Genomic DNA, 22,806 nt, shown 5'->3' with positions numbered 1-22,806 from the left:
CTTCTTTATTCAGACTTCCCTTCTTTGATAATGTAGACAAATGCTGCACCGATTATCAACATGATGCCAGCTGTGACAAGCATATTGATTTCGGGAGGCAGGCAACCTTCGGGGGTAAATAAGGCTAAAATCGTACCACCCAAGGCGGCTGCCACAATCTGTGGAATGCAAATGGTTCCATTGAAAAGTCCTAAATAGGTACCCATATGACTACCGCTTAATGAATTGGTGAGAATTGTAAAGGGAAGAGCTAGCATGGCCGCCCATGCGCAACCTATCAGGATAAATGAGAAAAACAGAGTGTACTGGCTGTGGATGAAGTAAGTAGAAATAAATCCAATTCCACCTAATACGAGGCTGAGTGAATATACCAATCGGCGATTCTTGAACAGAGGAATGCAGATAGCCCACAGAACAGAACCAATGGCTTGGACAGCAAAGAGCACGCCGACCCAGTTAGCTGCTTCTTGATATTCTTGACTGGTTGTGTCGAGTAATACTTTCTTTACACCGTTTACTACATTTTCTACAGTAGGAGCATCGAAAACATTGGCTGCGATACTACCGTTCGTATAGGTCCACATGAACATGAAAGCAAACCAACAGAAAAATTGTACCAGCCCAACTGTCCAAAAGGTTTTGGGAGCTTTAATCAAAAGTTTCAGCATGTTTGTCTTCTCTTCTTTTTCACTGATGCCATGGTATTCTGCATATTCCTTAGGAGGCATTTCCTTAACCTTGACTGAAGTGTAGATGACACATAGGATGAGGATAGCGGCTCCGATGTAGAAAGAATAGATAACAGAATCGGGAATAACTCCCAAGGAGGCTGTATTTTGGATTCCTATCCAAGCGAAAAAGAAAGGAAATAAATAGCCGACGAGGCTTCCTGCATTGCAAAGGAAGCTCTGAATGGAATAGGCCAAGCCTTTTTGTTTTTCGTTTACCATGTCGCCTACCATCATCTTGAACGGCTGCATGGCCATGTTGATAGAGGTGTCAAGAAACATAAGGGCAAAGAGACCAAAAATCATGGCAGTACTTACGCTCATGCCAAAACTGCCGGCGTTAGGCAACAGGCACATCACAAGCACGGCTATGAGTGAGCCGATGAATAGATAAGGTATACGCCGTCCGAATCGTGTCCACGTACGGTCACTGGCTGCTCCGACAATCGGTTGGACTATGATACCTGCCAAAGGGGGGAGTATCCAGAAATAACTTAAAGAATGGGGATCAGCCCCCAGTGTGGCAAATATACGGCTGATATTTGCGCTTTGTAAAGCATAGGCTATCTGTACGCCGAAAAAACCGAAGCTGATGTTCCACAGCTTCCAGAAACTTAAATCTGGTTTTACTTTCATGGTCTTATTATGTTTTTACATTTTTATGTTGTTTCATTTAGTTGTGCCTCTAACTACTAAGTTGGTACGTACGATTTTATTGGGGCTTTTTTCTTCTCCCTCTAATTTTTCGTAAAGGATGTTGAAGGCACTTTTTCCGACTTCTTCTCCATGTTGTTCTACAGTTGTCAGTTTGGGATCTGTACTTTGGGCTATAACTCCGTTGGTAAATCCACAGATAGATACTTCGTCAGGAACCTTGAGGCCGACTAGCTTGCAGGCATAAAGAATACCAGCTGCTGTTTCGTCATTGATCGCGAAGAAACCGTCTGGACGCTCAGGGCTTTCCAATAGGTCGGGAGTGATGGCAATAGCCCGTTCTCTTGTGTCACAGAGTAGAATCATGGAATCATCGACCGGTATCTTATATTTCTTCATGGCGTCCAGATAACCGTTACGTCGGTTTTTGGTGATTTCAAGATGAGGTGAGGCACCATAGAAGTAAATTCGTTTACATCCTGTTTGTATCATGTATTCTACAGCGGCAAAAGAACCTGCATAATCGTCTACTACTACTCGTTCCGTCTTGATGCCAGTACAAATACGGTCGTAGAAGACAATAGGAATATTGTTTTCTAACAGTTCCTGATAATGTTCGTAATGGGAGGTTTCTTTAGCTAAGGAAGCGATAACTCCACATACGCGGGCGGCAAGAAACGAATGGACGATTTTTACTTCCTGTTCATATGATTCGTTACTTTGGGCAACAATTATGTTGTATCCGGCTTCCGATGATGCTTGCTCAATACCACTAAGTACACATGAGAAAAAGTGATGTACCATTTGTGGAACAATGACCCCAATGGTATTACTTCGTCCGGCTCTCAGGTTTACAGCTTGTGCGTTGGGTTTGTAATTGTGTTCGTGTGCATAGGCATGTATTAGGTCGCGCGTTTCCTGACTGATGTCAGGATTGTTCTTTAAGGCTCGTGACACGGTCGATGGAGAAACATTTAATGCGCGTGCTATGTCTTTAATGGTGATTTGAGGCTTGTTCATATGTATAGGTATTTTCCATCCAAAGGTAGACAATATTTTTTGTCTTGCAAATGGGGAAGGCTATAGCTTGCTATATTTTTATTGCAAAATTAGAGGAACTGACTGATTTCGTTTTATAGATTGAAAATTATCGGATTATCTATTTTCGCAAACGATTGCGATACCTGCTTTTACAATGGGGATAGACTTTTCGTTTTTTCAGATAGCTGAGGAAAGCGAATACTGTTGCATGAATCGTTTGTATTTATTATCTTTGAAAGCGATTATTTCATTATAAAGATTATAAGCATGAAGCATCTTGTTTTTTTGAGTTTGTTTATAGGAACCTGTTTCTTATTCTTGTCTTGTGGTACAAACAATTCTCCTAGGGAAAATGAGGAAGAAAATGGAAGTGGTTCTGAGAATTTGGAGTTTGCTCTTGGAGCCGACATCAGTTGGGTAACCGAGATGGAGAGCCAGGGGCATAAGTTCTACAATGCGGCTGGGCAGGAGCGCGAATGTACCGCCCTGATGAAGGAATGCGGCCTCAATGCCATCCGTCTGCGCGTGTGGGTCGACCCTTCGAAGCACGGCGGATGGTGCGACGTGGAAGATATGGTCGTGAAAGCCGTGCGGGCCAAGAACCTGGGCATGGACGTGATGGTGGACTTCCACTACAGCGACTTCTGGGCCGATCCCAGCAAGCAGGTGAAGCCCGCGGCCTGGAAGGACATGGACCTCGGTCAGCTGAAGGAAGCCATCAGGAACCATACCACCGAAGCCTTGCAGGCACTGAAGGCCAAAGGCGTGACACCCAAGTGGGTGCAGGTGGGCAACGAGATACGCCCGGGTATGTTGTGGGACGAAGACGCCTCGCTCAGCGGTGCCTCGTGGAGCGGCGAAAGCACCATCGACTATGACGGTAACCGCAAGGTGAGCTTTAAGGAAAACTGGGCCAATCTGGCCGCCTTCATCAATGCGGGCTATGATGCCGTGAAGAGCGTCTTCCCGCAGGCTGTCGCCATCGTCCATCTGGACAACGGTTTCGACAAGAGCCTCTACACCTGGTTCTTCGACGAGCTGAAGAAGTACGGCGGCAAGTGGGACATGATCGGCATGTCGCTCTATCCCTACTGGTGCATCAACTGGGATAACAAGGATGCCGACGGCAATCAATATACCGACCCCAATAAGGTGATTACCGACTGTATCGCCAACATCAAGGCCGTCAGTGCCCGCTACGGTTGCGACGTGATGGTGGTGGAGACGGGCATGGAGTGTGCCGACGACAAGGGCAATCTGGCCAGCGACGCCGTCCTCCAGCAGGGCAGGGAGCAGCTGGCACGCATCATCAAGGAATGCCGCGAGAATACCGATGGCAAGTGCAAGGGCGTGTTCTACTGGGAGCCCGAGTGCAAGCCAAGCCAATACCGCCTGGGTGCTTTCACCTCGGACGGAAAACCTACCGTAATTATGAACGCCTTTAAAGACTGACAAGCCTATGAACCAAAGAATGTTGGTAACCTTGTGTTGCCTGTTGTTGGCCTGGACGATGGCAGCCCAGCAACGCACGGAGACGTTGTTGGAGAAGAACTGGAGATTTACGAAGGGCGACGTGGCCGATGCCATGAAGCCGGAGTTTGACGACACGAAGTGGGAGACGGTCACCGTGCCCCACGACTGGGCCATCTACGGCCCCTTCGACCGTAACAACGACCTGCAGAATGTGGCCGTGACGCAGAACCTCGAGACGGCCGCTTCGGTGAAGACAGGCCGAACGGGTGGTCTTCCCTACGTAGGGGTGGGGTGGTATCGCACCACGTTCGAAGCTCCTGCGGGCAAGCAGGTGTCGCTCGTCTTCGACGGCGCCATGAGCGAGGCGCGCGTCTACGTCAACGGGCAGGAAGCCTGCTTCTGGCCCTGCGGCTACAATTCCTTCCATTGCGACGTTACACCTTATATATATAAGGACGGTCAGCCGAACGTATTGGCTGTGCGGTTGGAGAACCGTCCCCAGTCCTCACGCTGGTATCCGGGTGCGGGCTTGTACAGAAACGTGCGTGTCGTAGCCACGGAAGCGGTGCATGTACCCGTGTGGGGTACCCAGCTCACCACGCCCCACGTGGCCGCCGACTATGCCTCCGTCTGCCTCAAGACTACCGTCGAGGGAGCCGGACAGCAGGACGTGCGCATCGTCACCGAAATCCTCTCGCCCGAGGGACAAGTGGTGGCCGTGAAGGACAATACGATGAAAATCAACCACGGCAAGCCTTTCGAGCAGAACTTCCTCGTGGACAAGCCTCAGTTGTGGAGCCCCGAGACACCTTATTTATATAAGGCTTCTTCGAAGATATACGTGGACGGCCGTCAGGTGGACGAATACGTCACCCGCTTCGGTATCCGCAGCATCAAGCTGGTGGCCGACAAGGGCTTCTTCCTCAACGGAAAGCACCGCAAGTTCCAGGGCGTGTGCAACCATCACGACCTTGGTCCGTTGGGTGCCGCCATCAATGTGGCTGCCCTCCGTCGCCAGCTGACGTTGCTCAAGGACATGGGTTGCGACGCGATCCGCACCTCCCACAATATGCCCGCGCCCGAGCTGGTGCAGCTCTGCGACGAGATGGGCTTCATGATGATGCTCGAGCCTTTCGACGAATGGGATATCGCCAAGTGTGAGAACGGTTACCACCGCTTCTTCAACGAGTGGGCGGAGAAGGACATGGTGAACATGCTTCGCCAGTATCGCAACAACCCCAGCGTGGTGATGTGGAGCATTGGCAACGAAGTGCCCACCCAGTGCAGCCCCGAAGGCTACAAGGTGGCATCGTTCCTGCAGGACATCTGCCATCGCGAAGACCCCACACGTCCCGTCACCTGCGGCATGGATCAGGTATCCTGCGTCTTGGGCAATGGCTTTGCCGCCATGCTCGATGTGCCCGGTTTCAACTACCGTACACACCGCTACGTGGAGGCCTACGGCCAGTTGCCGCAAAACCTGGTGCTGGGCTCCGAGACGGCTTCCACCGTCAGCTCGCGTGGCGTCTACAAGTTCCCTGCCGAGCTGAAGAAACACGCTATGTACGACGACCATCAGTCTTCGGGTTACGACCTGGAGGCCTGCTCGTGGTCGAACGTGCCCGACGAGGACTTTGCTTTGGCCGATGACTACGACTGGACACTCGGCCAGTTCGTCTGGACAGGCTTCGACTACCTGGGCGAACCGTCGCCCTACGACACCGACGCATGGCCCAGCCATAGCTCCGTGTTCGGCATCATCGACCTCGCCAGCCTGCCCAAAGACCGCTACTACCTCTATCGCAGCCTTTGGAACAAGCGCGACAACACCCTCCATGTATTGCCCCACTGGACCTGGCCCGGCCGTGAAGGGGAGAACACGCCCGTCTTTGTCTACACCAGCTACCCCGAGGCCGAACTCTTCGTCAACGGGAAGAGCTACGGAAAGCAGCGTAAACTGGATGCGAAAACAGCGCTTTCGTTGAAGGAAAAGGATGCTTTGTGGTTGCAACGCCGCTACCGCCTGATGTGGATGGACGTGCCCTACGAAGCCGGTGAACTGAAAGTCGTGGCTTACGACAAGGATGGACGCCCCGCTGAAGAGAAGATTGTGCGCACGGCTGGCAAGCCCCATCACCTGGAAGTGGTGGCCGACCGCATGCAGCTCACGGCCGACGGCAAGGACCTGGCTTACATCACCGTCCGCGTGGTGGACAAGGACGGCAACCTCTGCCCAGCTGACAACCGTCTGGTGACCTTCTCTGTCAAGGGAGCTGGTACTTATCGTGCTGCCGCCAACGGTGATGCTACCTGTTTGGACCTCTTCCACCTGCCACGCATGCATGCCTTTAGCGGCCAGCTGACGGCTATTGTACAGAGTGGATTGCTGGAAGGAGATCTCATTTTTGAAGCCAAGGCCAAAGGTTTGCGGACAGGAAAACTGATATTGAAGGTTGCACCTTAAAACTTATTGTCCCCGTTTGTTGTTTCCTTCAGGCGTGGATTGCATAGATTATTACGGAGATGATGAAGACTCTGTTTTTATTTTATGCGGTTCACGCCTGATGTGTATTTCCCTGTTCTAAAGTCCTACTTTAGCTTGCTAAACATCTACTTTACGACCGTAAAGAGGCACTTTATGACATTTGCATTTATCATAATGTGTGAAAGGATACATTCGGTCGTTTTTGTGGCATTATGTAGCTCTTAGTACATTAAGTATAAATTCGGATCTGATCTTTCACGCTTTCACAGTCTTTTTTATATATTGATATTCATGTAGATATGGTGAAATGGCGTATTTCACTGTGAAAGTATATGCGTTTGCAATCGTTTGCATTGTTTCAAGGGTATCTTTAACTCTTTTGCTGACCTGCCGTAATCTTTAAACTTATATTTTTGTCGTGATATGCTATGGCCTTTTATTTAATCCCATGGTTAGATGTAGTTCGAATTTAATTCGGAAAATGATAATAATTTATTGTTAACTTTAATTTTTTAGATGCATGAAGCAAGTTAATCTTAGAATCTTTCGAACGATTCTACCCCTTCTTTTAGGGATGTTCTTGTGTGTTAGCGCTTATGCACAGACAGTCACCGTGAAAGGACATGTGAAAGATGCCTTAGGTGGCGTGATTGGCGCGAATGTTGTAGAGAAAGGTAACACTTCTAACGGTACGATTACCGATTTGGATGGTAATTTTACTTTGACTGTTCCGCAAGGTGCCACTTTAGTTGTTTCATTTATCGGTTACAAAACTCAGGAAGTAGCTGCTTCCCCACAGGTAGTGGTGACGATGCAAGATGACACGGAACTGCTGAACGAGGTCGTGGTTATAGGTTACGGTGTGGCTAAGAAGAACGACTTGACAGGTTCTGTAACAGCTATTAAGCCTGATGAAAAGAACAAAGGTCTCGTAGTCAACGCTCAAGACATGATTCAGGGTAAGATTGCCGGTGTGAACGTCAACACCGCTTCGGGTGCCCCGGGTGAAGGTGCGCAGATCCGTATCCGTGGTGGTGCTTCTTTGAACGCTAGTAACGACCCGTTGATCGTGATTGATGGTATGCCCATGGACGGCAATAGTACCAAGGGTATGAGCAATCCTCTCTCGCTGGTCAACCCCAACGATATTGAGACTTTCACTGTATTGAAGGATGCTTCGGCCACCGCCATCTATGGTAGCCGTGGTTCGAATGGTGTCATCATCATCACAACAAAGAAAGGACATGAAAATCAGGCTCCGAAGGTGTCTTATAATGGTACGGTATCTGTCAGCACTATCGCCAAAAAACTGGATGTACTGAATGCTGCCGAGTACGTAGACGTTATCAAAGAAAAGTATGGCGAAACATCTACGGCTTATTTAGGTTTGGGCTGGAAGAAGTTTAACGACGATGGTACACCCGATTTTTCGGCTGGTACATATGATACAGACTGGCAGAGCGAAATCTATCGCGCCGGTATCAGCCAGGATCACAACGTCAGCATCACAGGTGGTGTAGGCAATGAGGAGTGGTCCATGCCTTATCGTGTCAGTGTAGGTTACACAGGACAGAACGGTATTTTGAAAGGTTCGGACTTTAGCCGTGTTACTGCCGGTTTCACTTTGAATCCCTCTTTCTTTGACAAGCACCTCAATTTGAATGTCAACGCCAAGTATTCGTATGCCAAGACCAATCCGGGTGGCACGGATGCCATTGGTGCAGCCATCACCATGGATCCCACGCGTCCTATTAAGAGCAGTGACGAACAGTTCAAAAACTGGGGCGGCTACTGGCAATGGACCAAGACAACGGCTGAGTTTGATCCTACTTTCCCTTATGCTCGCAACGACGATGCTCCGAAGAATCCTGTGGAACTGATTGATCACTATACGTTCGACAAGAGTGCTCATGTGCTGTTGGGTAATTTTGAGGCTGACTATAAAGTTCACGGTCTTGAAGATCTGCGTTTGCACGTCAACTTGGCTGGTGAGTACTCCGACGGTGGTGAATACACCAACAATAACCCCTTCTCTACCTATGGCTTCTATTTCGGTGGTGTAGGCGAGAACGTGGAAAAGAAATACAATGTAATGCTTTCGTCTTACATCCAATATTATAAGGACTTCAACGAAAATCATCACTTCGATATCATGGGAGGATATGAATACGCTCACATGAAATATTGGGGTAACCAATGGTATCAGAATTTCTATCCTTCTACAAACGAGAGTGTAGACGACAATGGTAACCCAAAAGCGGGTACTGTGAACAGTTCCAGCGCTACTCGTTGGAGAGGCCAAACATTTTTGGTCAGCTGGTACGGACGTGCCAACTATACGTTGATGAATCGTTACCTCTTCACTTTCACAGCTCGTTATGATGGTTCCAGTCGCTTTGCTGAAGGACAGCGCTGGGGTTTCTTCCCCTCGGCAGCCTTTGCTTGGCGCGTGAAGGACGAAAGCTTCCTGAAGGACGTTGACCTCGTGAGCGACTTGAAGCTCCGCCTCGGCTGGGGTAACACTGGTCAGCAAAACACGGGTAAGGAATACTATACTGCTATCTATAAGGTTGGTACCAGTGATTACCACCGCTATCCCGTAGGTCCCGGAAACGACGGTCTGCTCTATCAACCGCTGGCCTATAACGATGACCTTACTTGGGAAACCACTACGACTTACAACATCGGTTTGGACTACGGTATGTTCGATCAGCGTTTGACTTTGAACGTAGATGCTTACTATCGTAAAACTACCGACTTGCTTTGCACGCCGACTATCCCCGCCGGTCAGAATTTTGATAACGCCATTCTGCTGAATGCCGGTTCGCTGGAGAATAGAGGTGTTGAAATCGCTCTCTCTGGCAAGCCTGTACAAACAGATGATTGGTACTTGGAATTGGGCGTGAACGTGGCTTATAACGACAACGAAATTACCGAACTCTATGGTGGCCGTGATGTCATTGAAGCAGGCATGAAAGTAGGTACTGACCAGCAGATCACTTACCACAAGGTGGGCCTGCCTGCCAATTCCTTCTGGGTGTACCAGCAGGTTTATGACGAAACTGGCCGTCCCATCATGGGTGCTTACGTAGACCGCAACGCTGACGGTACCATTGACGAGAACGACCGCTACTATTACAAGAGTATCACTGCTCCTTGGACAGGTGGTTTCAATTTCCGTCTTTCTTATAAGAACTGGGATCTCGGCAGTAACTTCCGCGCTAGCTTCGGCAACTATGTATACAACAACATCGAATCGGGCAAGGCCAATTCGTCTGTGCTTTATAACTCGAAGGGCTACTACGAGAACAGCACGAGAGATATCATCAACTTAGGTTGGAGTTCGTACAACTATGCACTGACTGATTACTTTGTACAGAACGCCAGCTTCCTGAAGTGTGACAACATCACATTGGGTTACAACTTCGAGAACCTCTTCAAGTCGGGCAATTACAATGGTATTTCTGGCCGTATCTATGCTTCTTGCTCCAACGTCTTTACCATTACGAAGTATAAGGGACTCGACCCCGAACAGACTTCGGGTATGGAAAGCAGCATTTATCCGCGTAGCCGCACGTTCCTGCTTGGTTTGAATCTGAACTTCTAATTCACTCTAAAAAAAGACTTATATGAATTTCAATAAAATAAGAAAGATATTTCCTGCAGTCGCAATGGTATTGACTGCATTTATGGGTACCTCTTGCATGGACGACCTCAGCAAGGGCAATATCGACCCCAATGTGGAGGCTAATCCTAGTGTGCTGGGACTCTATAGTAAGTGTTATGCCGGTCTTATCATGGAGGGTAATGATGGTAATGCCGACTTTACTATTGACGATGCCGGTAAGTCTACCTTGCTTCGTAACCTCTACAATTTCAATGTACTTTCTACTGACGAAGGTATTTGTTGGTGGAGTGATGGCGGTATCGTGGACATTGGTTACAATGCCTGTATGCCGGGTACAGCCACATTGCGTTTTCTTTATTATCGTCTGATGTCTAACATCACCTATTGTAATCATTTTCTCACTCTTGAAGCTGCCCAAAGTGACAAGGAGAAAATGGCAGAGGTGCGTCTTATTCGCGCTTACAATTACTTCCTGATGCTTGACTTCTTTGGCGATCCTACTTTCGTTGAGTCTATTTCAGCCGATATTCCCCAGCAGGCACATTGCTATAACGAAAAGTATGATGCAAGCCAGACTTACAGTCGTGCCGAACTGCTGCAATTGGGTCGTGAATTTCTCTTCAACTGGGTAAAGGGACAGATTGAGATGGCAGAGCCCGATTTGATTATAGCTCGTGCCAAGGCTGATACCGACCCTGATTATGGCCGTATGGACAAAGCGTCTGCATGGTTGTTGCTCAGCCGTTTATATCTCAATGCCGGTACTTACCTCAATAACGACGGTCAGAACAATCCTTATTGGGATAAGGCTCTGGAGTATGCCGAAATGGTTATCAATTCTGACTACTCCTTGTTTGATGATTCGAAAATTTCAGCTCAAGCTACTTCCAATGGTTACCGTCCCTACGACTTGCTCTTCATGGGCGATAATGGTTCTAATGGTGCCAGTTGCGAGGCTATCCTCCCGCTGTTACAAGACGGTAAGGTAACAAAAGGTTATGGTGGCTCGTTGTTCTTTATTGCCGCCATGTGGAACGACAAGATGCAAACAGTGACTAACCTTACTGCAGGTACTACGGGTAACACCTGGTCGGGTATGCGTTGTCGTCCCGAACTGATTGCCAAGTTTACAAGCAATCCTGAATCGTTTGTAGGTAAGTCTACTGCAGATATCCGTGCTTTGAACATCGATGACCGTGCTCTCTTCTGGGGTAAAGGTGATGGTGCTGACGAACGCACACTCGATTTGGGTGACAATTCCAGTTTCTACCAAGGCATCGTGACCACGAAATGGAACAATAACTACTCTACAGGTGCTACTCCGCACGATACGTATGATGTTGACACAGACTTCTTCCTCTTCCGTGTAGCTGAAGCTTATCTGAATGCAGCCGAAGCTGAGATGCACATTAATGGTGAGGGTTCGAGTAAAGCCAAGGGGTATATTGATGCTCTGCGTAAGCGTGCCCATGCAACAGTCAGCACGAGTTATACACTCAATGATGTACTCGATGAGCGTGCCCGTGAGTTCTACTTTGAAGGTTTGCGCCGTACCGACCTTATCCGTTTCAATCAATTTGGTGGTACGCAAGCTACTTACAACTGGTCTTATAAGGGTGGTAACATCAATGGTGTAACTTTCGATAAGACTCGCAACGTTTATCCTATCCCGACATCTGAAATCTTAGCTAACAGAAGCTTGGTTCAGATTGACGGTTACAGTGAGACTGAAAACTAATACACAGAACAAAAAAAGAATTGTAATATGAAGAATAAATTATTGCTCGGCGTACTGCTTATCAGTGCCGTCGGCGCATTCACAGGATGTTCGGACGATAACGATTCCAACCCTACCTTGATTCAACCCAAGGAATTTAAGCTGAACACACCTGCTTACGTCAACGAAACGGTTGATCTGTCTACTACGGAAGCTTTACAACTGTCGTGGTCGCAGCCTCAATACACAGCCGACAATGCACCCATTAATGCTGTTTATGAAGTGCAACTGTCGCTCACGAATTCCTTTACAGTGCCTTATGCAGAGGCACTCGCCGACGAAAGCGGCGCAACGGTAGCCGATTACATTGCCATAGACAAGACTTCTACCACGTGCGTCACAGACGTAGCTGCTGTAGATTTCAACAAGGCTTTGGTACAGTTGGCACAGTGGAGTGAGGATGCCGTTCCCGCCCAGCAGGCTGTTTCAGTCCGTGTCAACGCTTTCGTTCAAGAAGGTACGAACCGTTTGAATGCTGTGGCATCTAATGTTGTGACAATCAATGTAAATCCCTATTACGTGGAATTGCGTGATGCCGACCCCATCATGTTCTATCTCATCGGTGACATCTTCGGTGATGGTGGCTGGAGTACCAGCAATGATATGATTGGCGTAAGTACCTTCCCCTTGTTCATCCAGAGCGGTTACTCGTATGACAAGGCTACCGGTGCAGGAGAAATTGTTTACCTCAACTACTTCACCACAGGTGGCTGGAAAATGAATCCCTCTGATCTGGGCAACTGGGATTATGGCTTCATGAGCGGTGGAAGTGCCAACACAGCTGTCTTCCGCAATGGTGGTGGTGATGCAGGTAACATCTCTTGTAATCCTGCAGGTTATTACCTCGTTACGGTGAATACAGCCGACAATACGTGTGTCATCGCTCCGCAGGATATCACGCCGACAGTGTACGACCAAATCTGTATCACAGGTAGCTTCAACGAATGGGTAGATGATAATATGACTTCCGTCAATAAGGAAGGTGAGAACCACGTATGGTGTTACGAACTGACTGTAGCCGAGGATGCCGTAGAGCAAATCAAGTTCAAGATTCCTGCTTCTTGGGATACGAACTGGGGTTATGGCGCTGAAGATGGTGAAGTTAACACTTGTGGAAAGGCTACAAATGGTGGTAAAAATATCGGTGTTCCCGCAGGCACGTGGATTATTATGTTTAACGATATCACCGGTGAGTTCAGCATCATTGCCAAACAAATCTAATTATTGACTTTAAAAGCATATTTATATGAATAAGAAACTAATATACGGCTTTGCCATTATTGCAGGACTTGCTTCCTGCAATGATGACTACACAGACTGGTCTAGCCCGCAGAGTAATTCTGAGCATGAGGCAGTAGAGAAGTTCACGCTTACTGTACAACCTGCTGTTGAAACCATTGATTTTGCAACGGAAACAGCAGAAAGCATTCAGCTGTTCTCCACCAATTTGGAAAGTGGTCAGACGAATTCATTTGCATTGACCTTATCAGCAGAAGACATAGTTGAAACGGTTGTCTTGACGGCTGCAGCTGACGGTACGGTAGTGTCTGCTGAATTGCAGGATGCAGTGGCCACTATATACGGAAAGGCTCCCGTAGAACGTACACTGAATGTAAAGGTTGCTGCGGATGTAATGATTACAACGGAAGATGGAAAAATTGTTGCCAAAAAAGAGGCAGATCCTTTCAGCTTGAAGATTACGCTGGATGCACCGCAGATTTCGGAACATTATTATCTTATCGGTGCACCGAGCTCCTGGGAGATAACTGACACTTCACTTTCTTTCAGTCACAGTGGTAAGAATGTATACGATGATCCGGTATTCACTTGTACTTTCCCGGTTGAGGATGGTGAAATATGGTTTGCCATTACGGATGATATTACGCTTGAGAAGGCAGATTGGGACTATGCTTTTGGTTGTGCAGAAGGAAATGGCGCAAATGGAATGGAAGGTAAGCTGAAACGCCGTTCGGAACTGACAGATGATGGCTCTTGGAAGGTTATGGTAGATGGCGATGCTAAGTTTATAAAAGTCACTATCAACATGATGGAATATTCTTACAGCATTGAGAAACTTAACTTTGCAGAGTATATCTATGAAGTGGGTAATAATAATGGATGGGGAACTGGATATGCTTTGCAAGGTCCTAACTTCAATGGAAAATATTATGGTGCTATGTACTTGGTGTCTGGTTTCAAGTTCCGTTCTAATGTTGATAACTGGGATGGTTCCGGTAATTGGGGATTGAACTCCAACAATGATGAGGGCATTTTAGTTAATGATGGTATGTCGGGTAACATTTCAGTGCCGGCAGATGGGCATTATATGATTGAAGTCAATCTTGTATACATGACTTATACATTGACTCCGTTTGCTCAATTAGGTATTATTGGTGACGGACAACCTGGTGGTTGGGACAGTGATACGCCGTTGACCTATGATGAGGTGGAAAAATGCTGGAAAGCTACTAATGTACAGCTTGTAGCAGGTAAATCTATCAAATTTCGCACCGTTGGTACTTGGGACGTTGTAAATATCGGCGGGTCGAGTCTCTCTAATCTGACATTTAACAGTCAAGATAATATTCCTGTTGAAAAAGATGGAACTTTTACTGTTAAATTGTATTTGGAAACTCAAGGTGCTCCGTATGTTACATTGACAGAAGAATAATCAGTAATTATTTAAGCGAAAGAGGGTGTATCAGAAGTGAGTCTTGTATGATATACCCTCTTTATCGTTTCATTAGAGTGATTTTTGAACTATTGAATAACTTATTAGAACTTTTATGATGCTGAAAATACGATATTATTTGCTGGGAGCAGTTGCTACTATGTTGCTGTCTTTTCTTTGTACCTGTTCGGACAGCAATATTCCAATTCCAGAGCCAACTCCTGAACCGGATCCTGAGCCAACAGAAGAGTGGACAACCTTAACTGCTACTCCTGATGCTTGGGACAATCAGAAGCGAGCTGATATTTCGTATCAACTTCTAGTATATTCCTTTGCCGATAGCGATGGAGACGGATGTGGTGATTTTAATGGTATTACAGCCAAACTAGACTATTTACAGCAGATGGGAGTAGGAGCCATTTGGCTTTCACCTATCCATCCAGCTATGTCGTATCATGGATATGATGTGACTGACTATACGACGGTCAATCCTCAATATGGAACGATGGCCGATTTTGAACGCTTGGTGACAGAAGCACATCAGCGGAACATCAAGGTTTATCTGGATTATGTGATGAACCATACTGGTAAGGACCATCCTTGGTTTGTTAGTGCTAAGTCCTCGCCTGATAGTGAATATCGCGACTATTATGTTTTCTCACAGGATCCGGCTGCCGACATTGCAGCAGGAAAGATTCCGATGATTGCTACAGAAGGGGCGGCCGGATATAATGCAGGTGAATGGTTTTCGACAACTTCTGCCGATGATGAAATGACGGGATGCTATAAGTTCGTACTTGATTGGTCGGATGAAGCCCATCCTACAGTGACGGTGACGAAAGCCGAAAAACCTGATGCTGATAATCCCAATACAAGTACCGCTGGGGCTAAGTATCTGTATTATGGCAATGAGGTCTGCAAGAAGTTCTATGATCGTGGAAATGGTATTTATGATTTAACGGTGGACTTTGCTTCGGCATGGGGCTTTTTGATCCGTACCAGCAATACAACATGGGATGGAGGTACGAAATATGGCGCTTCATCCAAGTCTGCTAAAATAAAGTTGGGAGAACCCTTTGCATTGGATAACAAAACTGCTGCTGATATCCTGTTTGAGTCGATGAACTTGTGGTATTATCACTCCCATTTCTATACCGACTGGTTTGCTGATTTGAATTATGGAAAAGTAGATGAGGTATCTGCCAATCCAACCTATCTTGCTATGGTTAGTGCGGCTAGGGGCTGGGTTGATAAAGGTGTGGATGGATTGCGTTTGGATGCTGTGAAGCATATTTATCATAATGCTAAGTCAGATGAAAATCCTCGTTTTCTGAAAACATTCTATGACGATATGAATGCTTATTACAAGCAGACGGGTAAGACGGATGACTTCTATATGGTAGGCGAGGTGCTTTCAGAGCATAACGAGGTGGCTCCTTATTATGCAGGACTCCCTGCTTTGTTTGAGTTCTCCTTTTGGTATCGGTTGGAATGGGCTCTCAACAATGTTACTGGCTGTTACTTTGCCAAGGATATCATGAGCTATCAGCAGGAATATGCCTCTTACCGTAGTGATTATATTGAGGCGACAAAACTGTCTAACCACGATGAAGATCGTACAGCCTCTAAGTTGGGCAAATCGGGTGATAAATGTAGGTTGGCAGCGGCGGTATTGTTGACAACGGCCGGCTCTCCTTATATTTATTATGGAGAAGAACTTGGATTGTATGGAACCAAAGAGAAAGGAGATGAGTATGTGCGTGGTTCGATGCTGTGGGGCGATAACTATACGACTTCCTATACTGACAAAGTGGATGCAGGAGTGGCTTCGTCGGTAAAATCTGTAGTTGAGCAACAGAAGGATGAAGGCTCATTGTTGAATACGTATTTCACTTTTGCACGACTTCGTAACACCTATCCCTCTTTGGCTGAAGGAACCATGAGCAGACATCCTGTTTATAATGAGACGAATGAAACCTATAAGTCGTTAGCTGCCTGGTATATGACAAAGGATAAAGAAAAAATGCTTGTGCTTCATAATTTTGGAGGAGCAGATATTCAGTTTCCTTTAACTGATGATGTAGAAAAGGCTGTAGCTGTATCAGGGAGTGCGGAACAGACTATTGAAGAAGGGCAGACGCGTGTGAAGTTGGGGGCCTATTCTTCTGTGGTATTTAAGCTGAAATAGACAGTTATTTATAAATCCATGTCAGCACCCGGTTAAGCCACTTCCAGCGGAAGCGGAACCAGCGTCGGGTGCTGATTTGTTTTCCGCCAAATCGAAGAACAAACTCGCGGTAGCCATGGTGGCGGAAGGGAAGTCCTACGTCCAGAAACTCCAAATGGCGGTATCCCTGTTGGCGGGCATCGTCTAAGGCTTTCCATACAGCCAATACGCCAGGGTATTGCAAGGCGTAGGTTTTGCGCATGCCGCCCGAAAACCAAAGGTAAGCATTGTCGCCCGAGTAGATACAGGCACTACCACCGATAATCTTATTTTTGTAAGTGACGATAAAGATGCGGCTTTGCCGCTGAGGGTCGGTAGCCTGTAGGGCCAGTTGTCGGAAGAACTCCCGACTGGGGAAATGACGGCGTATTTTCCATGAATAGACGTGGTGCAGCATATGGGCAAATTCTTTGATTTCGTCGATGGTGCGTGCTACACGTACTTCGGCACCGTTCTTCAGGCCTTTTTTTATCTGGCGGATGCGTGACGGGCTGAAACGTACTTCTGTGCGAGGTGTATCGTGCAGGGAATTGCGCACGCGTAGCCAGTTGATGGGAAAGTAACTGTATGAGCGGAACGAACGGTAGCCGAAACGGGCATCGGGCAAGTTACGGAATTCGATGAGAAAACAGCTTCGGAGAGCTTCTTCAGTAAGCCGCTGGAGCATGTCCCTGAAAACAGCTTCGCGATCGATGCCTTCGATCAGGTATTCGCCGTTGCCGAAGACTTCACAACGATGGATGATACTAGGCGGAAACAGGCGTACACTGCGACGGACAACGGCCAGCAGCTTGGCAACGGGCTGCCCCTCGAGACTGGCCACGATGAGCAGGGGACTGTAACCTGGTGTCGCCTCGTAGATGCGGAACAGGGTCGTCGAATGGAAGGTATCATTTCCCGGCAGGGGAGGAATGTCGCTTCCTATGTGATATGTCGTCAGTTTCAAAGGCATCGACGGCAAATTTAGAAAATATTCTCGTATCTTTGCAACGTTTATCAAGTTTAATCAGGAAGAGATTGTTCTCTTCGCTACAAATAGATGATTCAGTTATGGAAAGTTTCAGCGAATTAATAAAGAACCGTCGCAGCATGCGCAAGTTTACGGACGAAGAATTGACGCAGGAAGAAGTGGTAACGCTGATGAAGGCGGCTCTGATGGCGCCGACATCCAAGCGCAGCAATGCCTGGCAGTTTGTCGTGGTAGACGATAAGGAGACGCTTCAGAAGTTGTCTCGTTGCAAGGAACAGGCTTCGCAGTTTATAGCCGATGCGGCGCTGGCGGTGGTGGTCATGGCCGACCCGATGGGCAGCGACGTGTGGATCGAAGATGCCTCTATCGCTTCCATCTACCTACAACTGCAGGCCGAAGACTTGGGGCTGGGTAGCTGCTGGGTTCAGGTGCGCGAACGTTTTGCTGCACCAGGTGTGACGTCGAACGAATATGTGCACGATGTGCTTGATATCCCCTTGCAGCTTCAGGTGCTCAGCATCATCGCCATCGGACACAAGGGAATGGAACGCAAGCCCTTCAACGAGGAACACCTGCAATGGGAAAAAATTCATCTGAACAGATACGGAGGAAACGACAGTGAGTGCGGCGAAAGCGAATAACAACAAGGATACCTACAAGGCTACTGGCATTACGCTGATGGTCTTTGGCGTGCTCTACCTGCTAGACAAACTGGTGCATTTTGCGGCACTGGGGTTACCGTGGGTCATGCAGAAGGACAACTTTCTGCTCTATACGGCCATCATTTTCCTGCTGGTCAAGCACGACAAGTCGGTCGGTCTGGTGCTGGCTGGCCTTTGGCTGGTGCTGAACTTTGGGCTGATTACTGCTTTGCTGGGAACCATGTCAGCCTACCTGCTGCCGCTGGCCCTGCTGGTGATAGGTATCATCCTCTATTTTATAGCTACGAGATAACGAAACGAAATCCATGATAAAAAGAAGTATAGAAGATACATCCATCGTGTTCATAGGTGCGGGCAACCTGGCCACCAACCTGGCCCATGCCTTCTACCGCAAAGGCTTTCGGGTGGTACAGATATACAGCCGTACGGAGGATTCGGCCCGTACACTGGCTCAGGCCGTAGAGGCCGACTATACCACGAGTTTGGAAAATGTAGTGCCCGATGCGCAACTCTACATCGTGTCGCTCAAGGATGACGCCTTGGTTGAGCTACTGCCGCAGATTGTAGCAGGTAAGGGGAAGGGACTTTGGGTACATACGGCAGGAAGCATCCCGATGGACATCTGGAAGGGGCATGTGGAGCGCTATGGCGTGTTCTATCCCTTGCAGACTTTCAGTAAGAGTCGCTTGGTGGACTTCCACGAAATTCCTGTCTTTGTGGAAGGAAGTTCGGACGAAGAAGTGCATTTCCTCAAGCAGATAGCCTCGGCCTTGTCGCGCAAGGTGCTGGAAGCCAATTCTGAACAACGGCGCAATCTTCATTTGGCAGCTGTTTTCACCTGCAACTTCACCAACCACATGTATGCATTGGCCGAACATCTGCTGCAGAAGCACGGCTTGCCTTTCGACGCCATGCTGCCCCTCATCGACGAGACGGCACGCAAGGTGCACGAGCTTTCCCCCCGATTGGCTCAGACGGGGCCTGCTGTTCGTTATGACATGGGTGTCATCGGTAAGCACCTCGACATGTTGGCCGACGAACCCGAGATGCAGCAGCTCTATCGCCTGCTTAGCGACGATATCCATCGGCTGGTATAGGCTTTTTGCAGGAAAGCACTGTTTTCTTGCAAAGAACTCATCGCTTTCTGCTCTAGAAAACAATGCTTTCTGTTTTTGAACCTTTAGTGAAACCCAATTAAACGAATGATCCTATCGTGAGTACTATCAATTATGATTTAAAGAAGATACGTGCTTTGCTCTTCGATGTGGACGGCGTGCTCAGTGCAAACGTCATTCCCATGAGCTCCGAAGGCGAGCCTATGCGCACTGTCAACATCAAGGATGGCTATTCGCTTCACCTGGCAGCCAAGATGGGAGTACTGCTTGGTATCATTACAGGTGGACGGACCGAGGCTGTACGCCGTCGTTTTCTTTCTTTGGGCTTGAAGGAAGAAAATATTTACTTGGGCTCGTCGGTCAAGATACATGACTATCGTGACTTTCGCGATCGTTATGGTTTGTGCGACGAAGAGATACTTTACGTAGGCGACGACATCCCCGACCTTGAGGTGATGCGTACCTGTGGCCTTCCCTGTTGTCCGCGCGATGCAGCCCCAGAGGTAAAGGCGGTGGCTCGTTACATTTCGTATGCCGACGGCGGTTATGGCGTAGGGCGCGACGTGGTGGAGCAAGTCCTCAAGGTACAAGGCCTTTGGATGGCCGACGAGAGGGCTTTCGGTTGGTAGTTATTGGTATTTATTATTCACTGTATATTGTTTTTATGCTGGACAATCTGAAGAAATACAAAGTGATTTTGGCGAGCAATTCGCCTCGGCGCAAGGAACTGCTTTCTGGTTTGGGCATCGACTACGAAGTGCGCACTTTGCCTGATGTTGATGAATCATATCCTGAAACGTTGCAAGGTGGTGATATCCCTCTGTACATAGCTCGCGAGAAAGCAGCTGCCTATCGCGACCTGATGCAGGCCGACGAGCTGATGATAACGGCCGATACCATCGTTTGGTTGGACGGTCGTGTGCTGGGTAAGCCTCGCGATCGTGAGGATGCCTTGCTGATGCTTCGTAACCTGTCAGGGCGCACGCATGAAGTATTTACAGGAGTTTGTATAACGACGACAGAGTGGCAGCGTAGCTTTTCGGCACAGACTGAGGTACGCTTTGCACAGCTGACGGAAGAAGAAATCAGTTGGTATGTAGACCACTACCGTCCGATGGACAAAGCAGGAGCCTATGGCGTACAGGAGTGGATAGGCTTCGTAGGAGTGGAGTACATCTCAGGTAGCTATTTCAATATCATGGGCTTGCCCGTACAACGACTCTATCGTGAACTGAAGTCTGTAGAGTGATGCCAAACACGCAATACGAAGAACGTTTGGGTACCGACCGTATGCTGCCGTTGGTCTTTCGCATGGCACTGCCAGCGGTAGCTGCCCAATTGGTCAATCTGCTTTATACGTTGGTAGATCGTGTCTACATCGGCCATATCCCTGGTATAGGTACCGATGCGTTGGCAGGGGTGGGGGTGACGAGTTCGGTTATCATCCTTATTTCAGCCTTTTCGGCCATTGTAGCTGGAGGTGGTGCTCCGTTGGCAGCCATTGCTTTAGGGCAAGGGCATCGTGAACGGGCAGGGAAGATATTGGGTAATGGCTTTGTACTGTTGGTTCTTTTTGCTGTGGTTACTTCGACCGTTTCCTATCTTTTCATGAAGCCCATTCTGACCTCTATCGGTGCATCAACCCACACGTTGTCCTATGCGGTAGACTATCTTTCCGTTTACTTGTTGGGTACTCTTTTTGTCGAGGTGGCCGTGGGGCTTAATACATTTATAAATTGTCAGGGACGGCCAGGTGTGGCCATGTGCTCGGTCATTATCGGAGCTGTGCTTAATATTGTGCTCGATCCTCTTTTTATTTTTACATTTGATATGGGAGTGAAGGGAGCCGCTTTGGCCACTATCCTGTCTCAGGCGTGCAGTGCCGTGTGGGTACTGGCATTCCTTACCTCCAAGCGTGCTTCGTTACAGCTCGAACGTAGGTATTTGCAGCTGGATCGTCGTATCGTGGGGGCTACGTTGGCTTTGGGCCTTTCGCCCTTCATTATGGCCAGCACTGAGAGTTTGGTGGGTTTCGTGCTGAACGGTAGTTTGGAACGCTATGGTGATATCTACGTCAGTGCACTGGCAGTGATGCAGGCGGCTATGCTTTGTGTCAGCGTGCCGCTAACAGGTTTTGCCCAAGGTTTTGTTCCTGTAGTCAGCTATAATTTTGGGCACGGTAACCGTGAGCGAGTGAAGGAATGCTTCAAGATAGTGGTGACTGTGATGTTTCTCTTCAATTTTCTACTGGTATTGTTGATGATACTTTTCCCTTCGTTGGTGTCTGCTATCTTTACTAGTGATGCACATTTGACGGAAACCGTGACTCGCGCGATGCCTGTATTTCTGGCTGGTATGACTATTTTCGGGCTGCAACGTGCTTGTCAGAACATGTTTGTCGCTTTGGGGCAGGCCAAGGTGTCTATCTTCATTGCCTTGCTTCGCAAGGTTATTTTGTTGGTGCCATTGGCCTTGTTGTTGCCCCGATGGATGGGTGTGATGGGTATTTTTGCTGCTGAAGGAATCTCCGATGCCGTGGCTGCTATCTGCTGTACTACGATTTTTGCTTTCTTCTTTCCCCGTATATTGGCAAGGATGAAGGTTGCATAACCTTTCACAAGTTTAATATTATATATACTGCTGTAGATTTTACGTGACTTTTACAGTTGCTTTTCCTCAACTTATGTGGTATTATTCCCCAAATTAGTCTGTTTCTGTGTAGAATTTATTCTTTTAATTGCTTGTTTTATAGGTGGTTGCTTCTAGAACGGAATTGTGGCATTACATTTGTCCTTAGTTAGGCAGATAGCTTGATCAACTATTCTATTCAATAAGTGTTTTAACTATTAAACTTTACGATTATGAAAAAATTGTTTTTTGTAGCAGCTATGACATTGAGTTTAGGAACCGCAGCTTTTGCAACGACTGTCGATACGAACGATATGATGACCGTTCAAGTAATGGATGATTTTGTTCCCGTTAAATTGGAAGAAGTTCCTCAGGCTGTGGTTGATGCTGTAACCAAAGCTTATCCTGAGCAAACGCTGAAGGAAGCGGCTGTACGTCAGGAAGAAGAATCTGAGACACAGATCTATAAACTGACATTGGTAGCAGAAGACGGAACAGAAACGTCAGTCCTCTTTACTGATAAAGGTGAAGAAGTGAAATGAGACTTGCTGTTCGTAGAATGAATATTTTTTAAGAGACAGGCCGGGAGTAGTAGGAAACGCTTCCGGCTTGTTTCTTTTTGTACTTTAATACCAACGTCACTACTGTCCCGTAAAAGTTGATAAATAGTTCTTTGAAATTATTGAAATATAGTCAATTACGTGGTTTCTTGAGATGAAACGGACTTGATTTTGCAACTTTGCAGTC

The 22,806-nt window shown here is 47.6% G+C and carries 17 protein-coding genes; 14 read left to right on the top strand and 3 right to left on the bottom strand.

What is annotated here, in order from left to right:
• Window positions 1–5 precede the first annotated feature (5 nt).
• Together HF894_RS13690 and HF894_RS13685 are read right to left on the bottom strand one after the other, a co-directional pair.
• Window positions 6–1,364, bottom strand: a complete 1,359-nt coding sequence (locus HF894_RS13690) for an MFS transporter (RefSeq protein ID WP_021848410.1) — start codon at window positions 1,362–1,364, stop codon at window positions 6–8.
• Between the two features lie 33 nt (window positions 1,365–1,397).
• Window positions 1,398–2,402, bottom strand: coding sequence for a LacI family DNA-binding transcriptional regulator (locus tag HF894_RS13685; RefSeq protein WP_204973096.1), 1,005 nt, complete (start codon window positions 2,400–2,402; stop codon window positions 1,398–1,400).
• Between the two features lie 288 nt (window positions 2,403–2,690).
• Between HF894_RS13685 and HF894_RS13680 the strand changes: the two genes are divergently transcribed.
• From HF894_RS13680 to HF894_RS13650, 7 genes are all read left to right on the top strand, one after another.
• Window positions 2,691–3,875, top strand: coding sequence for a glycoside hydrolase family 53 protein (locus tag HF894_RS13680; RefSeq protein ID WP_204973094.1), 1,185 nt, complete (start codon window positions 2,691–2,693; stop codon window positions 3,873–3,875).
• A 7-nt stretch (window positions 3,876–3,882) separates the two neighbouring features.
• Window positions 3,883–6,360 (top strand): glycoside hydrolase family 2 TIM barrel-domain containing protein, encoded by a 2,478-nt coding sequence (locus HF894_RS13675; RefSeq protein ID WP_204973092.1) that lies wholly within the window; start codon window positions 3,883–3,885, stop codon window positions 6,358–6,360.
• Window positions 6,361–6,901: 541 nt separating this feature from the next.
• Window positions 6,902–9,988, top strand: coding sequence for a SusC/RagA family TonB-linked outer membrane protein (locus HF894_RS13670; protein ID WP_204973089.1), 3,087 nt, complete (start codon window positions 6,902–6,904; stop codon window positions 9,986–9,988).
• 22 nt (window positions 9,989–10,010) lie between these two features.
• Window positions 10,011–11,747 (top strand): RagB/SusD family nutrient uptake outer membrane protein, encoded by a 1,737-nt coding sequence (locus HF894_RS13665; protein WP_204969997.1) that lies wholly within the window; start codon window positions 10,011–10,013, stop codon window positions 11,745–11,747.
• Window positions 11,748–11,774: 27 nt separating this feature from the next.
• Window positions 11,775–13,007 (top strand): cadherin repeat domain-containing protein, encoded by a 1,233-nt coding sequence (locus tag HF894_RS13660; protein ID WP_204969998.1) that lies wholly within the window; start codon window positions 11,775–11,777, stop codon window positions 13,005–13,007.
• 25 nt (window positions 13,008–13,032) lie between these two features.
• On the top strand, window positions 13,033–14,457 hold the full coding sequence (locus HF894_RS13655; RefSeq protein ID WP_204969999.1) for an Outer membrane protein SusF domain-containing protein: 1,425 nt from the start codon (window positions 13,033–13,035) through the stop codon (window positions 14,455–14,457).
• A gap of 118 nt (window positions 14,458–14,575) precedes the next feature.
• Window positions 14,576–16,645, top strand: coding sequence for an alpha-amylase family glycosyl hydrolase (locus tag HF894_RS13650; RefSeq protein WP_204973104.1), 2,070 nt, complete (start codon window positions 14,576–14,578; stop codon window positions 16,643–16,645).
• A gap of 4 nt (window positions 16,646–16,649) precedes the next feature.
• On the opposite strand, the gene HF894_RS13645 is transcribed toward HF894_RS13650, so the two are convergent.
• Window positions 16,650–17,636: a GNAT family N-acetyltransferase gene (locus tag HF894_RS13645; protein WP_204973087.1), complete on the bottom strand. Its 987-nt coding sequence runs from the start codon at window positions 17,634–17,636 to the stop codon at window positions 16,650–16,652.
• A gap of 98 nt (window positions 17,637–17,734) precedes the next feature.
• Between HF894_RS13645 and HF894_RS13640 the strand changes: the two genes are divergently transcribed.
• The 7 genes from HF894_RS13640 (at window position 17,735) to HF894_RS13610 (ending at window position 22,601) form a co-directional block, all read left to right on the top strand.
• A complete protein-coding gene (locus HF894_RS13640) occupies window positions 17,735–18,295 on the top strand; it encodes a nitroreductase family protein (protein WP_204973085.1) in 561 nt (186 codons plus the stop codon).
• On the top strand, window positions 18,273–18,608 hold the full coding sequence (locus HF894_RS13635) for a hypothetical protein (protein WP_021848421.1): 336 nt from the start codon (window positions 18,273–18,275) through the stop codon (window positions 18,606–18,608). The genes HF894_RS13640 and HF894_RS13635 overlap by 23 nt, the downstream gene beginning before the upstream one ends.
• A gap of 16 nt (window positions 18,609–18,624) precedes the next feature.
• Window positions 18,625–19,413, top strand: coding sequence for a Rossmann-like and DUF2520 domain-containing protein (locus HF894_RS13630; RefSeq protein WP_204973102.1), 789 nt, complete (start codon window positions 18,625–18,627; stop codon window positions 19,411–19,413).
• Window positions 19,414–19,529: 116 nt separating this feature from the next.
• The gene (locus HF894_RS13625) at window positions 19,530–20,060 is read left to right on the top strand and encodes a KdsC family phosphatase (protein ID WP_021848423.1); all 531 of its coding nucleotides are present in this window, start codon (window positions 19,530–19,532) and stop codon (window positions 20,058–20,060) included.
• 35 nt (window positions 20,061–20,095) lie between these two features.
• Window positions 20,096–20,680, top strand: a complete 585-nt coding sequence (locus HF894_RS13620; protein WP_204973083.1) for a Maf-like protein — start codon at window positions 20,096–20,098, stop codon at window positions 20,678–20,680.
• Entirely contained in the window at window positions 20,680–22,041 is a 1,362-nt protein-coding gene (locus tag HF894_RS13615; protein ID WP_204973080.1) for an MATE family efflux transporter, read from the top strand. Before HF894_RS13620 ends, HF894_RS13615 begins: the two co-directional genes overlap by 1 nt.
• A gap of 251 nt (window positions 22,042–22,292) precedes the next feature.
• Window positions 22,293–22,601: a hypothetical protein gene (locus tag HF894_RS13610; protein WP_021848426.1), complete on the top strand. Its 309-nt coding sequence runs from the start codon at window positions 22,293–22,295 to the stop codon at window positions 22,599–22,601.
• Window positions 22,602–22,806 lie beyond the last annotated feature (205 nt).

The sequence above is a fragment of the Caecibacteroides pullorum genome, from assembly GCF_019239235.1.
In the GTDB taxonomy this organism is placed as follows: domain Bacteria; phylum Bacteroidota; class Bacteroidia; order Bacteroidales; family Bacteroidaceae; genus Bacteroides; species Bacteroides pullorum.
Note: the sequence above shows the minus strand (reverse complement) of the source record. Positions and strands in the feature narration are given on the sequence as shown.

What these genes read in the sequence shown, in the direction of transcription:
- HF894_RS13680 (WP_204973094.1), top strand. Translation starts at nt 2,691, where the DNA reads ATGAAGCATCTTGTTTTTTTGAGTTTGTTTATAGGAACCTGTTTCTTA.
- HF894_RS13620 (WP_204973083.1), top strand. Translation starts at nt 20,096, where the DNA reads ATGCTGGACAATCTGAAGAAATACAAAGTGATTTTGGCGAGCAATTCG.
- HF894_RS13650 (WP_204973104.1), top strand. Translation starts at nt 14,576, where the DNA reads ATGCTGAAAATACGATATTATTTGCTGGGAGCAGTTGCTACTATGTTG.
- HF894_RS13615 (WP_204973080.1), top strand. Translation starts at nt 20,680, where the DNA reads ATGCCAAACACGCAATACGAAGAACGTTTGGGTACCGACCGTATGCTG.
- HF894_RS13675 (WP_204973092.1), top strand. Translation starts at nt 3,883, where the DNA reads ATGAACCAAAGAATGTTGGTAACCTTGTGTTGCCTGTTGTTGGCCTGG.
- HF894_RS13655 (WP_204969999.1), top strand. Translation starts at nt 13,033, where the DNA reads ATGAATAAGAAACTAATATACGGCTTTGCCATTATTGCAGGACTTGCT.
- HF894_RS13640 (WP_204973085.1), top strand. Translation starts at nt 17,735, where the DNA reads ATGGAAAGTTTCAGCGAATTAATAAAGAACCGTCGCAGCATGCGCAAG.
- HF894_RS13610 (WP_021848426.1), top strand. Translation starts at nt 22,293, where the DNA reads ATGAAAAAATTGTTTTTTGTAGCAGCTATGACATTGAGTTTAGGAACC.
- HF894_RS13665 (WP_204969997.1), top strand. Translation starts at nt 10,011, where the DNA reads ATGAATTTCAATAAAATAAGAAAGATATTTCCTGCAGTCGCAATGGTA.
- HF894_RS13660 (WP_204969998.1), top strand. Translation starts at nt 11,775, where the DNA reads ATGAAGAATAAATTATTGCTCGGCGTACTGCTTATCAGTGCCGTCGGC.
- HF894_RS13690 (WP_021848410.1), bottom strand. Translation starts at nt 1,364, where the DNA reads ATGAAAGTAAAACCAGATTTAAGTTTCTGGAAGCTGTGGAACATCAGC.
- HF894_RS13645 (WP_204973087.1), bottom strand. Translation starts at nt 17,636, where the DNA reads ATGCCTTTGAAACTGACGACATATCACATAGGAAGCGACATTCCTCCC.
- HF894_RS13670 (WP_204973089.1), top strand. Translation starts at nt 6,902, where the DNA reads ATGAAGCAAGTTAATCTTAGAATCTTTCGAACGATTCTACCCCTTCTT.
- HF894_RS13685 (WP_204973096.1), bottom strand. Translation starts at nt 2,402, where the DNA reads ATGAACAAGCCTCAAATCACCATTAAAGACATAGCACGCGCATTAAAT.